Origin of the sequence: Nostoc sp. 2RC, from assembly GCF_014222165.1 — a bacterium.
Classification (GTDB): domain Bacteria; phylum Cyanobacteriota; class Cyanobacteriia; order Cyanobacteriales; family Nostocaceae; genus Nostoc; species Nostoc linckia.
The window spans coordinates 1-12,736 of the sequence record NZ_JACKZU010000233.1 but is presented as its reverse complement, the minus strand read 5'-3'; the positions used below and the strand labels follow the sequence as shown (position 1 = coordinate 12,736).

Below are 12,736 nucleotides of genomic sequence, written 5' to 3'. Positions count from 1 at the left end.
CCCCCCATCTCCCCACCTCCCACCACTCTCGCTTCCTGACTCCACCTTTCCACTAACTCAATCGCTGGACACAAATCTCGTCGCTGCATTGTTGCTACTTGTAAGCGCAAAATCTGTTTGTGTAATCTGTGAGTAGGAGTTTGAACTAACTGTGCCACAGAACCAATACCCGCATGGAGTAATAAACCGCAGTATTGGGTTCCAACGCTGGGAATGCGTGCTAAGTCAGCCAAAGCCATCCATTTATTCACATACTGAATATGGATTTGAAGTTTATTTGCTAACGCTAACCTTGCCTGTAGAGTCTTTCCTTCCTTGACTAGCGCTACTGTGGTATCTATTCCACAATTTCGCAGTTGGGATTGTTCTTGCTGAGTGAGTCCAGGTAATTGCTCAATCGGCCAGTCACTAGATGTGACAGGACTTCTATGGTTTTTCTGTTTAGCGGACATTTTTAAAATTAAAACATAGGCTGATTTACATATTGTGACAGCCGGTTTTAAGATTTTTTGTTGGTGTGCAATGCGTCAGTCTCAAACTATAACTATTCAACCGAACCAAATCTAAAAAAGAATGGGATTTAAGTGGTAATTAATTCGCCTCGCAAAACAGTTACCGCCTGTCCGCTAAGTAAAACGCGATCGCTTCCATCGTAATACACTTTGACTACGCCACCCCGGCTTGATGCCTGATAAGCTAAAAATCGATCCTTGTGCAAGCGATCGCGCCAAAAGGAAGCAAGACAACAATGAGCCGATCCGGTCACTGGGTCTTCATTAATACCAACTCCCGGTGCAAAAAAGCGGGAAACAAAGTCATATTGGGAATCAGCCTCAGCAATACTGGTAACAATAACATCAGCAATAGGTAAATTTTTTAATAGCTGGAAATTAGGCTGTATTTGTCGCACCAATTTTTCAGATTCTAATTCTACTAAATAGCCCCGTGAATTTTCTAACACAGTTTTATATGGTACACCCAAAGCTTCACTAAGTTCTGGAGGAGCAATGGTTGATTTTGAATGATTTATGGGAAAATCTAACTCAATCCAATCATCTTGTAACTTAGCAATCAGTAATCCACTTTTGGTATAAAAACGCGCAACTTCCTTTGCTGATAAATATCCCTCTGACCAAAGCACATGGGCACTAGCTAAAGTTGCATGACCACAAAGCGGTACTTCCACCGTTGGCGTAAACCAACGCAAATTAAAACCATCATCTTGTTTAACTAAAAAAGCCGTCTCAGATAAATTCATTTCTTGGGCGACGTTTTGCAGCCAAACATCATCTTGGGGAGAAGGCAAAACACAGACAGCCGCAGGATTCCCAGCAAATGGTGTATTGGTAAAAGCGTCAACCTGAGTAATAATTTGTCCCATGAGATTACCCTAAAGTCCTATAACAATCGCAAATAATTTGTGAAATATTACGTGTTGGGGTTGTGGACTGTTAACCGTTGACAGTCAACAGTCAACACAGATATTGTTCACAACTCAAATAAGATTGCTATATGAGTTTATGTTGTTTAAATTCCTAAAACAAGATTTAGGATAAGCTAATACGCGCTAAAAAAGCATAATTACTAATTTTTCCGGGAGAAAAATGCCATTGCTTACGTCATGATCAATTTTGACCTCTCCATCCCAAATTGATAGTAACTAGGATTATCTGCAAAGGATGTATTCATGAAAGCATCAAAGGGAAACATCAGGCTAAAAATCTTCCGGGGCATTTTTGCCAGTGTCAACTTAGTGTTAATTTGTGGCGGATTAGTTAGCTGTATTGCTCAAGCACCAAAGCCACTTCCTCCAATTCAGCAACAAAAACCAGTTGTGCAACCTAATCAGCCAAACTCAAATGACAAGTCTGACGACGATAAACTGGATGATAGCGATGACGATAATGACAAAAATGAGAAAGACAATGACGATCGAGATTAAATAACTCTTATCCTTTTTTTGAGTTTTTATTTATGCTGATTCCACAAACTTCTAGTTCCCTGGTGGAAAGTCTACGCCACCGCAGGGAAAAACTAGCGAACCTGATTAATTTTCCCGTAATTCTGTGGTCGGGTGGCAACAGCCCACGCAATTTTCCAGCAAATTCTTTTCCGTTTCGCGCTAGTAGTCATTTTCTTTACTTTGCCGGACTGCCGTTATCAAAGGCGGCAATTCGCTTAGAAGCGGGTAAGTTAGAATTATTCATGGAAGATCCTTCACCAAGCAGCGCTCTTTGGCATGGAGAAATGCCGACACGGGAGGAAATCGCCGAAAAGATTGGAGCAGATGTGGCTCGACCTTTAACAGAATTAGAGTCGTGGGTAGAAGATGCTGCAACCATCGCCGTACAAGATGCTGCTACTTGGACGCAGCAATCACAGCTGTTGAATAGATGGATTTTACCCCAAAGTCCTCTCCAAGGAATTGATTTGGAGTTGGCTAAGGCGATGGTGTTTCTGCGTCTTACCCACGATGAAGCTGCATTAGTAGAGTTGCGAAAAGCTGCGGCTGTGACAGTGAAGGCACACAAAGTTGGCATGGCTGCGACACCCCAAGCCAAACTCGAAGCAGAAGTTCGTGCAGCAATGGAAGGTGTAATCATTGCCAACAATATGACCACCTCCTACAACAGCATTGTCACAGTTCATGGCGAAGTTTTACACAACGAACACTATCACCATAATTTGCAACCAGGGGATTTACTGCTGGCTGATGTCGGCGCTGAAACACAAATCGGCTGGGCTAGTGATGTAACTCGTACTTGGCCTGTTTCTGGTAAATTTTCACCCACCCAAAGAGATATTTATAATGTTGTCTTGGCAGCTCATGATGCTTGCATTGCCAAAATACATCCTGGTGTGGAATATGCAGATATTCATTTACTAGCGGCCACAGCGATGGCTGAGGGTTTAGTGGATTTGGGAATTTTGAAAGGAAATCCCCAGGATTTAGTAGATATCGATGCCCACGCGCTGTTTTTCCCCCACGGTATTGGTCATCTATTGGGTTTAGATGTCCATGATATGGAAGATTTAGGGGATTTAGCAGGATATGAAGCAGGAAGAACTAGGAGCGATCGCTTTGGCTTCAGTTACTTGCGTTTAAATCGTCCTTTGCGTCCCGGAATGCTAGTGACAATTGAACCTGGTTTTTACCAAGTACCAGCAATTTTAAATGATGCCAACGTGCGTTCCAAATATCAAAATGTCGTCAATTGGCAGCGCTTATCTGATTTTGCTGATGTCCGTGGCATCCGCATTGAAGATGATGTGTTAGTGACTACAGAAGGCAGCGAAGTTTTAACAGCTGCGTTACCGAATGATGCTGATAGTATAGAAAATTTAGTTAATATCTGAGTCTCTTTTGAAGTAGAGAATCCAGCAACATTTCTAACATAGAAGTATCATTTGTATAATCCATGTTAGAGTATTGCGTTGGATCTCTATTTACTTGCACTTCGGCAATTTTGACGTTTTCTCCAACTACCTCAAAACGCACCTGGAAAATGCATAAACCAGTCCAACTCCGATGCAAATATAACCAAGGAGCCTCATAGAAAATAAACCACTTATCTTCCATTTGCTGAGGAATTACTCCACCGGCAATGCGCTCAAATTGTTGTTGTGAATAAATTTTTTCTAGCATTATATTTGTAAAAGCAGAAGGCATAGGTTCTGCTTTCCAATCATTGCGTTTTGCTATTTGCATAATCAGAATGAAATTACTCTGTTGACTTGTTAATTAATCCTGCAATATCATGTCCGGCTGAAGATTTATCATTTAGGGGGGAAGAACAGACTTTTTCAATTATGAGTACTTACTTGATGCTTAGTCTTCACTCTCAAATTTTGAACAATTATTCTGCACTTCGGTTGAATTAAATTACAGATCTCATCGCAACCAAATTTTGTGAACAAGATTGGTGGGACTTTGGTCAAAGTTGAAAGAATCTCCTCAACAATTCACGCCTAGTCATTCAACCTTTTATTTTCTTTAACTTACTCAAACCTTGGCTGGGCGTTTTTGCTTGACTGTTGACTGTTTGTTGACAGTCAAGGTTAACAGTCAATTACCCTAACATATAATCTGTCACAAATTATTTGGGATTGTTTTAGTTAACTTTTCGTTACATAATTATAAATTTTTCCACCAAGTTACTTAAAAAATTTAATTTTTGATAACCAAAACCAAAATTTTGTATACACAGTCACTTTTTTATAGTAACCTATGGCACTAATATCACAATTTAATAATTGATATGTCAGCTTTTTATGAGTTGGCTGATTCATCAACAGGAAAATTTATAAACAGATGAAAAGACAACTTAACCGACGCAAGTTTTTAATCTACGGCTCTGCAACTTTTACAACCAGTATTTTTTTGAAAGCTTGCGCCAATAATACCCCAAGTGCCACAGAAAACCCAGCGTCTCCTCCTGCTGCTACTCCAGCAGCCGCTACTAGTGGTGAAACCATCAAAGTAGGTATATTGCATTCTCTGAGCGGCACAATGGCTATCAGTGAAAAAAGCGTTGTTGATGCTGAAAAATTAGCAATCAAAGAAATTAACGCTGCTGGTGGTGTTTTAGGCAAACAAATTGAAGCCATTAGTGAAGATGGTGCTTCTAACTGGGATACCTTCAGGGAAAAGGCAACCAAACTCATCGACCAAGATAAAGTAGCCGTAGTTTTCGGTTGTTGGACTTCTGCTAGCCGCAAGAACGTCAAGCCAGTATTCGAGAGCAAAAATCACATGCTCTGGTATCCAGTACAATATGAAGGTCAAGAATGTTCTAAAAACATTTTTTATACTGGTGCAGCGCCAAACCAACAAATCGAACCATCAGTTGATTGGCTGTTGAAAAATAAGGGCAAAGAATTCTTTTTAGTCGGTTCTGACTATGTTTTTCCTCGCACAGCTAACACAATTATTAAAGCTCAACTAGAAGCTTTAGGTGGAAAAATAGTCGGCGAAGATTACTTACCTCTGGGTAACACAGAAGTTACACCAATTATTACTAAAATCAAGCAAAATTTACCCAACGGTGGCGTAATTTATAACACCTTAAATGGAGATAGCAACGTTGCTTTCTTCAAACAATTAAAAGGTGCTGGATTAACACCAGAAAAATATCCTTCCATGTCTGTAAGTATTGCAGAAGAAGAAGTCAAAGCCATTGGCGTCGAGTATCTCAAAGGTCACTACGCTGCTTGGAACTACTTCCAAACAGTAGAGACACCTGCTAACAAAAAATTTGTTGCCGCTTTCAAAAAAGAGTACGGTGAAAATCGGGTGACAAATGACCCAATGGAAGCAGCATACATCGCAGTTTATTTGTGGAAACAAGCAGTAGAAAAAGCTGGTACTACTGATTTAGAAAAAGTGCGTGCTGCGGCAGTGGGTCAAACTCTAGATGCACCAGAAGGTAAAGTGACAATGGATGCCAATCATCACATTTCTAAAATTGTGCGAATTGGCGAAGTCAGACAAGATGGTTTGTTTGATATTGTCTATGCTACGCCTGCGCCAGTTGAACCAGTTCCTTGGAATCAATTTGTCAAAGAAACTAAGGGATTTGCTTGTGATTGGACTGACCCAGCGAAGGGCGGGAAATATCAGAAGGTTTAGGTTATGGGGTATGGGGCAGAATAACCAATGCCCAATGCCCCTTGCCCCATTTATACAAAAATCAAAACGGATTAATCAACAAGTGTTAGCAGGTTTTTTAGAAGCTATTTTTAATGGCATTAGTATTGGCGCTGTATTATTAATTGCAGCGTTGGGATTAGCCATTGTGTTTGGATTGATGGGTGTCATCAATATGGCACATGGCGAATTGATGATGTTTGGTGCGTATACAACATTTGTTGTGCAAAATGGCTGTAAGCAATTGGGCGGAGTGTGGTTTGAGGGTTATATATTTTTGGCTTTAATTGTTGCTTTCATTTTCACAGCTTTTGTGGGATTAGTTTTAGAAAAAGGTGTAATTCGCTATCTCTATGGCCGCCCCCTAGAAACTTTGTTGGCTACTTGGGGGGTGAGTTTAATTTTTCAACAATTAGTTCGCAGTGTAAATTGGGTTTTAATAATTGCCATTGCTATATTTTGTTTGTTGTTTTTTGGCGGGTTATGGGTTCTCAATTCTCGCACGAATTTAGAAAGAGTTCGTAATTGGGCGATCGCAGTTTTATTGTTGTTATCTGCGGGGATAACAATTATAACGGGGAATTTATTAAGCCAAACTTATCAGCTAGCGGTAACTCAACCTTGGTTCGGCGCTCAAAATGTGGATGTAACTGCACCTACTTGGTTACAAGCGGGGATGTCTTTGGGTGGGGTGCAATTGCCTTTTGCCAGGTTATTTATTATTGCTTTAACAATCATTTGTGTGGCTGGTGTTTATATATTTTTGCAACGTTCTAGCTGGGGTTTAAGAATTCGGTCTGTGACACAAAACCGCAGTATGAGTGCTTGTTTGGGTATCCCGACTCAAAAAGTTGATGCGGTGACTTTTGCCTTGGGTTCTGGTTTAGCTGGTGTGGCTGGATGTGCCATTAGTTTACTTGGTTCTGTGGGGCCGAACACCGGACAAAACTATATTATTGACACTTTTATGGTTGTTGTTGTTGGAGGTGTGGGAAATTTAGCTGGTAGTATTGTGGCAGCTTTGGCAATTGGTACGGCTAATTTTTTAATCGGTTCTGGAACTTTGGCTTTGTTGTTGAGTTCTGTGAAGCCTTTGGCAGATTTCTTTACCTTTTTTGCGACGACAAGTATGGCGAAGGTGATGGTATTTGCGTTGATTATTGTGTTTTTACAGTGGAAGCCAGGGGGGATTTTTCCGCAGAAGGGACGTACTGTTGATGTTTAAATTTCACGCAGAGATGCGGAGGCGCGGATAATGAGGAAGAGGAGAGGATTGTTGATTGAAGTGGGGGTGGTGGTGGCGATCGCACTTTCCCTAATCATTATTATGCCAATGGTGCTGTCGGAATTTCGGCTAAATTTATTGGGCAGGTTTTTATCACTGGCCATCGTGGCTTTGGGTATTGATTTGATTTGGGGTTATACTGGGCTGTTGAGTTTGGGACATGGTATATTTTTTGGCTTGGGTGGATATGCCATTGCTATGTACCTGAAGCTGCAAGTTCCACCAGGGGAGTTACCTGATTTCATGGGACTTTATGGAGTTACAGAACTCCCAGGTTTTTGGCAACCTTTTTATTCTTTTCCTTTGACAATAGCTGCTGTGGTATTAATTCCAGGGTTATTGGCAGGATTGTTGGGATATTTAGTATTTAGAAATCGCCTCAAGGGTGTTTATTTTTCTATTTTGACGCAAGCGGGAACCATTGTATTTTTTAACTTTTTTAATGGACAACAAAAGTTATTTAACGGCACAAATGGGCTGATAGATTTTACAACTTTATTCGGTGCAACGGTCAGCGATCGCAAAACACAATTTCTGTTTTACACCTTAACGGTGGTGTTTCTTGCTATTACCTATGGAATTTGTCGCTGGTTGACAAGCGGGCGATTTGGCAGATTATTAATCGCAATTCGCGATGATGAAAGTCGAGTGAGATTTTCTGGCTATGACCCCACAGATTTTAAGGTTTTGGTGTTTGGTGTTTCCGGAGCGATCGCAGGCATAGCAGGAGCATTTTACACTGTTCAAAGTGGTTCTGTTTCACCAAGGGCGATGGATATTGCTTTTTCCATTGAAATGGTGATTTGGGTAGCTGTGGGAGGACGCGCTACTTTAATTGGTGCAGTTGTGGGAACTTTATTAGTCAATTATGCCCGGACTTTTTTAAGCGAACAATTTGCTGAAATCTGGCTATTTTTTCAAGGCGCACTATTTCTAATTGTCGTCACCGTGCTTCCTGACGGTATAGTAGGATGGTTGCGGAGTCAGAATATTTCTCTTTTCCAACGCTCCCAAGAAATTGCTACATATCCTGCTTTAGAAGAAGACGCCGAAGTACAACATGAACGCCAAAATATTGGAAACTGAAAATGTAACTGTTAGCTTTGATGGTTTTAAAGCTATAAATCAGCTAAACTTTAGCATGGATGTGGGCGAACTGCGAGTAGTAATTGGCCCCAACGGTGCTGGAAAGACAACATTTTTAGATGTCATTACCGGGAAAGTCAAACCAAATATTGGACGAGTTTTATTCAAAGGTAAAAACCTGCGTTCTTTATCCGAACATCAAATTGCTAGACTGGGAATTGGGCGCAAATTTCAAACACCAAGAGTTTACCTCAATTTAACACCACGTCAAAATTTAGAAATTACCAGCAACCAGAATAAAAATGTCTTTTCTACTTTATTTGGTAGTTCCAGCGCCATAGAAAAGAACAATATTAAAGGCTTATTAGAAACAATTGGTTTAACTGTTAAAGCAGACATTCCAGCAGCTTTACTTTCTCATGGAGAAAAGCAACGTTTAGAAATTGGAATGTTAGTAGCACAGTCTCCCGATTTATTACTGGTTGATGAACCGGTTGCTGGTTTAACTGACGAGGAAACCTATAATATTGGCGAGTTACTTTTAGCCTTGGCACAAAGTCATTCAATTTTAGTCATTGAACACGATATGGAATTTGTACGTCAAATTGCCCGAAAAGTAACAGTATTACATCAAGGTTCAGTGCTATGTGAAGGCAATTTTGAGGAAGTACAAAATGACCCCCGCGTCATTGAAGTGTATTTAGGAAAACAGGAAGATTAAAAGAAAATTCAGAATTCAGAATTCAGAATTCAGAATTCAGCAATCAATTTAGTGGGGTATTTAGACCAGCCACTTTCTTGTTGACCACAAAATTTTTAATTTAGTGGTCTATCGCATTAGTTAAGAATGAGTTCATATCAAGTTCGGATAATCACTTGCGATTAAAAATTCTCCCCCTTTTTGCGTCATTCTTATCGTAAGTATTGAGGCGAACGTCATATCACTCATTATATTTAATGGAACATACCACTAGTTATCCGCCAGTCATACAGAATGCCTAAGCCAAAAACTGCTGGGATTACTTTTCTTGTAATATTCAGATTGGCGTTAATATCTGCATAAATGAGCAAGCCATTGGACGATTTGTATGAATTTGTGTTAATTTATACTATGCTTTGGTATCGCTCGTGACTTTTCACAGCATATTGAAAAAGATGCTTTAGGGTGTTCCAATCCCTCTTTTCCACAATGTGATTGTCAATCATTTGAGATTATTGACAATCACATTGTGGAAAAATCTACGCTCTTCGCTGGTTTGATGACTTTCCGTGAGAAGTCAGGGAAACGCTGACATCAGCCGCCAAATAATCTAGAAATAGAGCTTCAATGTCCGCATTTGGAATCAAAGCTAGAAAATCATTCAAGTCATCTTGCAACGTACCACCAACAACTTCCTGTAGTTCGTTTTCGGAAAGTTCTTCCAAGCCTTCAATTTGAAACATTTTATCTTGTTGCCTAAGAATTTTAGCGGATCCGTGCCTGTTGATTTGCACCCCAATACCATAAACCACTGTGATATATAGTCTACAGCAAAAGGTACAAACCAAAAACTAATTCCAGCCAAATAAATCTCTCACAAATTGCTCTATTGCCTCCACGTCAATATTAAGTCCTAGTAATCTTTGACGTAGTAATGGTATCTCAGGCGAACCACCCACAATCTGCTGTAATTCTTCGTTCGACAATTCCTCAATTTGATTATCTGACTGTAATTCAGTGATTTTGATATTATCCATAAGGTCTTTAAAGTTTGTAAAGTTCATTAGCTCTTTCCAGTCTACAGTAAAAAGTACAAGGCAAAAGTTGAACAAAGTTTTATCAAAGCAAGACAGAGGCTTAATTGCAGCTATACAAATTCTAGTTATTTACATTACTTTTTATAGAGAATTATTGAACGATTGAGTCAGCAGATTTGATAGAAGAGACGGAGAAATATAAACAAGATTAATAATTCCTTTGGTTCGCGTATAATTTAGGCAAACTACTATTTTTTGTCTAAAATCCAATAGTTAGTTAGCTTGAATAATTTTACTAAAATCTGCACACCAATTTCCATTGGCGATCGCTATAAAGCAATGTTAGACGGTCACCAGCTAGGATTTAAGGCTTTTTTAGTAGTTGTTTATTCATGTTTAACATGATTTTGTTGCTGAATAATGTTAAGTTTAATGTCTGCAAAATCTTGGTTTTGTTACAGATATGTTTGATTATTTCTCAATATTTCCGACATAGCAGCGTCTGTATTGTTGATAGTATTCAAGGAGTTTTAAGACTCTCAACAAATCAGAGCATTTTTCTTTCGCCAGAGACATTAAAAAGCACTAGAACGATCGGAAAATTTTCTTTCGCCAGAGACATTAAAAAGCACTAGAACGATCGGAAAAATTTTCGTTCTACTGATTGTGGTTGCCGCGAACAGCAACCAAAAAAACAACCGAATATCATGTCAAAACAATGCAAAGACCGATGGTGTAAGACTAAGTAATTCCCCAACGATTATAAGATTTACTGATAAAAAAAATACTTGACTTTGAAATCTGTTTAAATCTAATATGATTTTGCTAATGAAACAACGCATTCGCATTTTTTTTGTAGGTTAGGTTAAAAAAATTAAACCCAACCCGCAAAAAAATTGCGATATTTTTCGAGTTGTCAAAGGTATTGATAACAGTAATAAAAAATTACTGTCATTGGTAGTAGCTTCATCTTTGAATAGAAAAATTGAGGAATTGATATGACAGATTATGCTCAGAAACAGCTAGAGTGGGCTGAAGCATTGGAACTAGAGCGGTGGTTAGCTCCTTTACCCCCTATTCCTTTAGATCAGCTACCGCAGAGAGAAAAATTTGCAGATACGAGCGAAGATCAAGGAGTAGGAAACCATTTTGGAACCGATGATAGTATAGTGCCAGATTTAGGCCCATTAGCTTCTTTTGGTAGTTGGGCTTCTGTAGTAGCAACTATCGATCGAAAGGCACAGCAACTTTCTAATTTCAATCCATCTGATACTAATTTTGATTCTCAGGAATGGGCTGACTATGCTTATAAATTCTCAACCATACCTTTTTGGTTGGGAACAGCAGCAGATAGCAGAGAAGCACAGGTTTCATCGCTCGATCTTACAAAAGGTGTCGATGCAGTTATTGATTTAGTTGTGTCCATTGCAACTCCAGGTGTAGTTGATAATATCATCACCTCAATCAGGAAAATTGGCGAACTGGCGATGCAAAACAAAGGCGCAACGCAAAAACAAAACTCTCAGCAACAAGGGGTAATATCTATAAAATCTAGCGCTCTGTATGCCAGTTACATCAGAACAAGCGTGGAAATGGTTTACAAATCCGGTAAAGGTTACGAGCAATTGACTCAAAAGCTAAGCATTTCTAGATTTTACGGAATTCTGGATTTTGATAAATGTAAGCGAAGTGCCAATACAATTTTAACCTGGGATGAACAGGATGTTGATGAATGGCAGAAAAAGACATCTAGCGCTCCCTTCCCACCGAATGATAGCCCTGCATGGGGTCAATACAATAAGTCAAAGTAGCAATGATACTGAAAGTTACGCTAAGGACTTGATGAGCCACTTTCAAGATTGCGTAGCTTGCCGCCGCAGGCATCGCTAGCAATAAAACTAGCAGTTAAAGTCTCTGAAATTTAGAAGCTTTAAAGCCTTGTTGTGCCCTATTAAATTGCTGCACCAAATAGCCTGTAGGTTAATTGGTACATCGATAATTGGGAAAGATATCAAATCGCAAAATGCTTATCCAGCAAGGGTTACAGCCTTAGCGTAACTTTTTGTATGATTGCTCATTTAATCCCTAATTCAAAAATAAGTTGGCTAACTCAAATCTGCAATCCTCTATGATGATTAAAAAGCCTAAACAGAATAAATTGTCTTAAATTCTGTTTAGATACATAGTGGATTTCAACATCAAGCGATACTAAATCTAGTGATAATACTACCTTAATGGAGGGTACAGTGGTTCCTGCTGTTATGAAGTACAGTTTTTTCCCTGTATACTCCATCCTTTTGGACGCTTTCAGCACTAAAAATGTACCTCACAATAGCGGGTATTGGTGTATCGCGGTAAAGGTATACCAACAGATGCAGTATCGCTTCTCTATCAACTGTAATAATTAGCAATAGATATGGAACTCCAATACACCAGCAATAGTAACTGGGAACTGAATGATAACCAACGAGAAAAGCTTCTGTCAATAATTTACGCCCATTTTGATTTTGACGATAAAGATAGTCAAGTTTTAGAATTCAACGATGACACGCTTATTAAATCGCTGCCTGGTTTTGATTCTTTGAAAGTATTTCAAGTTTTGGGAAAAATAGAGCTAGAGTTCTTTATTGATTTAGGCTTTACCGCGCTAGAGCAAGTAAAGACTATGGGAGATTTGTACACTATAGTTGCTCAAGCAATCGAAAAAAAGCAACAAAAATCTAACTCTAAATAAAATTGAGCAGAGCATTAGCTTTAATTGAGTAGAAAAAGCTACATTCTTGTATGCCTAAGTAGGCGGTCAAAAGTAAAGTGCAGAAAGGAAACGCTCAAATCTTTGATAGATACAAAGTTTTAGCTAAAACGTTTTTTACTTTAACAGGATTTATATCATGTCCGCATAATTAGTTATGATTCCCACAGCCATTGCACCCCACCCCTTAATCCCCTCCCCGCAGGCTCTGAGGGGAGACAAAGCGTAG

Annotated in this window: 14 protein-coding genes; 9 read left to right on the top strand and 5 right to left on the bottom strand. The window is 39.3% G+C overall.

The annotated features are described in order from the left end of the window. Both GNE10_RS22950 and GNE10_RS22945 read right to left on the bottom strand, forming a co-directional pair. The coding region (locus GNE10_RS22950) for a DUF4332 domain-containing protein (RefSeq protein ID WP_185567139.1) at nt 1–452 on the bottom strand (452 nt) is incomplete at its 3' end. A 128-nt stretch (nt 453–580) separates the two neighbouring features. After that, nucleotides 581–1,381: a PhzF family phenazine biosynthesis protein gene (locus GNE10_RS22945; protein WP_185567138.1), complete on the bottom strand. Its 801-nt coding sequence runs from the start codon at nt 1,379–1,381 to the stop codon at nt 581–583. Nucleotides 1,382–1,687: 306 nt separating this feature from the next. Here GNE10_RS22945 and GNE10_RS22940 point away from each other — a divergent pair, with 306 nt between their 5' ends. Next, entirely contained in the window at nt 1,688–1,942 is a 255-nt protein-coding gene (locus GNE10_RS22940; protein WP_185567137.1) for a hypothetical protein, read from the top strand. A gap of 32 nt (nt 1,943–1,974) precedes the next feature. Next, nucleotides 1,975–3,357 carry an aminopeptidase P family protein gene (locus tag GNE10_RS22935; RefSeq protein ID WP_185567136.1) on the top strand — a complete coding sequence of 461 codons (1,383 nt, stop codon included), beginning with the start codon at nt 1,975–1,977 and terminating at the stop codon, nt 3,355–3,357. Here the strand turns inward: GNE10_RS22935 and GNE10_RS22930 are convergent. Further along, nucleotides 3,347–3,709 carry a hypothetical protein gene (locus GNE10_RS22930; RefSeq protein WP_185567135.1) on the bottom strand — a complete coding sequence of 121 codons (363 nt, stop codon included), beginning with the start codon at nt 3,707–3,709 and terminating at the stop codon, nt 3,347–3,349. The genes GNE10_RS22935 and GNE10_RS22930 overlap by 11 nt on opposite strands. Nucleotides 3,710–4,312: 603 nt before the next feature. On the opposite strand from GNE10_RS22930, the gene urtA reads away from it, so the two are divergent. The 4 genes from urtA to urtD all read left to right on the top strand — a co-directional run bounded on the left by urtA (nt 4,313) and on the right by urtD (nt 8,739). Continuing rightward, nucleotides 4,313–5,629: an urea ABC transporter substrate-binding protein gene (gene urtA / locus GNE10_RS22925; RefSeq protein ID WP_185567134.1), complete on the top strand. Its 1,317-nt coding sequence runs from the start codon at nt 4,313–4,315 to the stop codon at nt 5,627–5,629. Nucleotides 5,630–5,711: 82 nt separating this feature from the next. Further along, nucleotides 5,712–6,872 (top strand): ABC transporter permease subunit, encoded by a 1,161-nt coding sequence (locus GNE10_RS22920; RefSeq protein ID WP_185567140.1) that lies wholly within the window; start codon nt 5,712–5,714, stop codon nt 6,870–6,872. Between the two features lie 30 nt (nt 6,873–6,902). Continuing rightward, a complete protein-coding gene (urtC, locus tag GNE10_RS22915) occupies nt 6,903–8,018 on the top strand; it encodes an urea ABC transporter permease subunit UrtC (protein ID WP_185567133.1) in 1,116 nt (371 codons plus the stop codon). Further along, complete coding sequence (gene urtD / locus GNE10_RS22910; protein ID WP_185567132.1) at nt 7,993–8,739, top strand: urea ABC transporter ATP-binding protein UrtD; 747 nt, start codon at nt 7,993–7,995, stop codon at nt 8,737–8,739. The genes urtC and urtD overlap by 26 nt, the downstream gene beginning before the upstream one ends. Before the next feature lie 518 nt (nt 8,740–9,257). Here the strand turns inward: urtD and GNE10_RS22905 are convergent. After that, nucleotides 9,258–9,461: a bacteriocin gene (locus tag GNE10_RS22905; RefSeq protein ID WP_143861749.1), complete on the bottom strand. Its 204-nt coding sequence runs from the start codon at nt 9,459–9,461 to the stop codon at nt 9,258–9,260. A gap of 108 nt (nt 9,462–9,569) precedes the next feature. Then, nucleotides 9,570–9,755: a ComC/BlpC family leader-containing pheromone/bacteriocin gene (locus GNE10_RS22900; protein WP_221642959.1), complete on the bottom strand. Its 186-nt coding sequence runs from the start codon at nt 9,753–9,755 to the stop codon at nt 9,570–9,572. A gap of 282 nt (nt 9,756–10,037) precedes the next feature. Here GNE10_RS22900 and GNE10_RS36115 point away from each other — a divergent pair, with 282 nt between their 5' ends. The 3 genes from GNE10_RS36115 to GNE10_RS22890 all read left to right on the top strand — a co-directional run bounded on the left by GNE10_RS36115 (nt 10,038) and on the right by GNE10_RS22890 (nt 12,489). After that, the gene (locus GNE10_RS36115) at nt 10,038–10,160 is read left to right on the top strand and encodes a hypothetical protein (RefSeq protein ID WP_260447011.1); all 123 of its coding nucleotides are present in this window, start codon (nt 10,038–10,040) and stop codon (nt 10,158–10,160) included. 593 nt (nt 10,161–10,753) lie between these two features. Beyond that, nucleotides 10,754–11,566 carry a hypothetical protein gene (locus tag GNE10_RS22895; protein ID WP_185567130.1) on the top strand — a complete coding sequence of 271 codons (813 nt, stop codon included), beginning with the start codon at nt 10,754–10,756 and terminating at the stop codon, nt 11,564–11,566. Between the two features lie 605 nt (nt 11,567–12,171). Further along, a complete protein-coding gene (locus tag GNE10_RS22890) occupies nt 12,172–12,489 on the top strand; it encodes an acyl carrier protein (RefSeq protein ID WP_185567129.1) in 318 nt (105 codons plus the stop codon). The last annotated feature ends 247 nt before the right edge of the window (nt 12,490–12,736 follow it).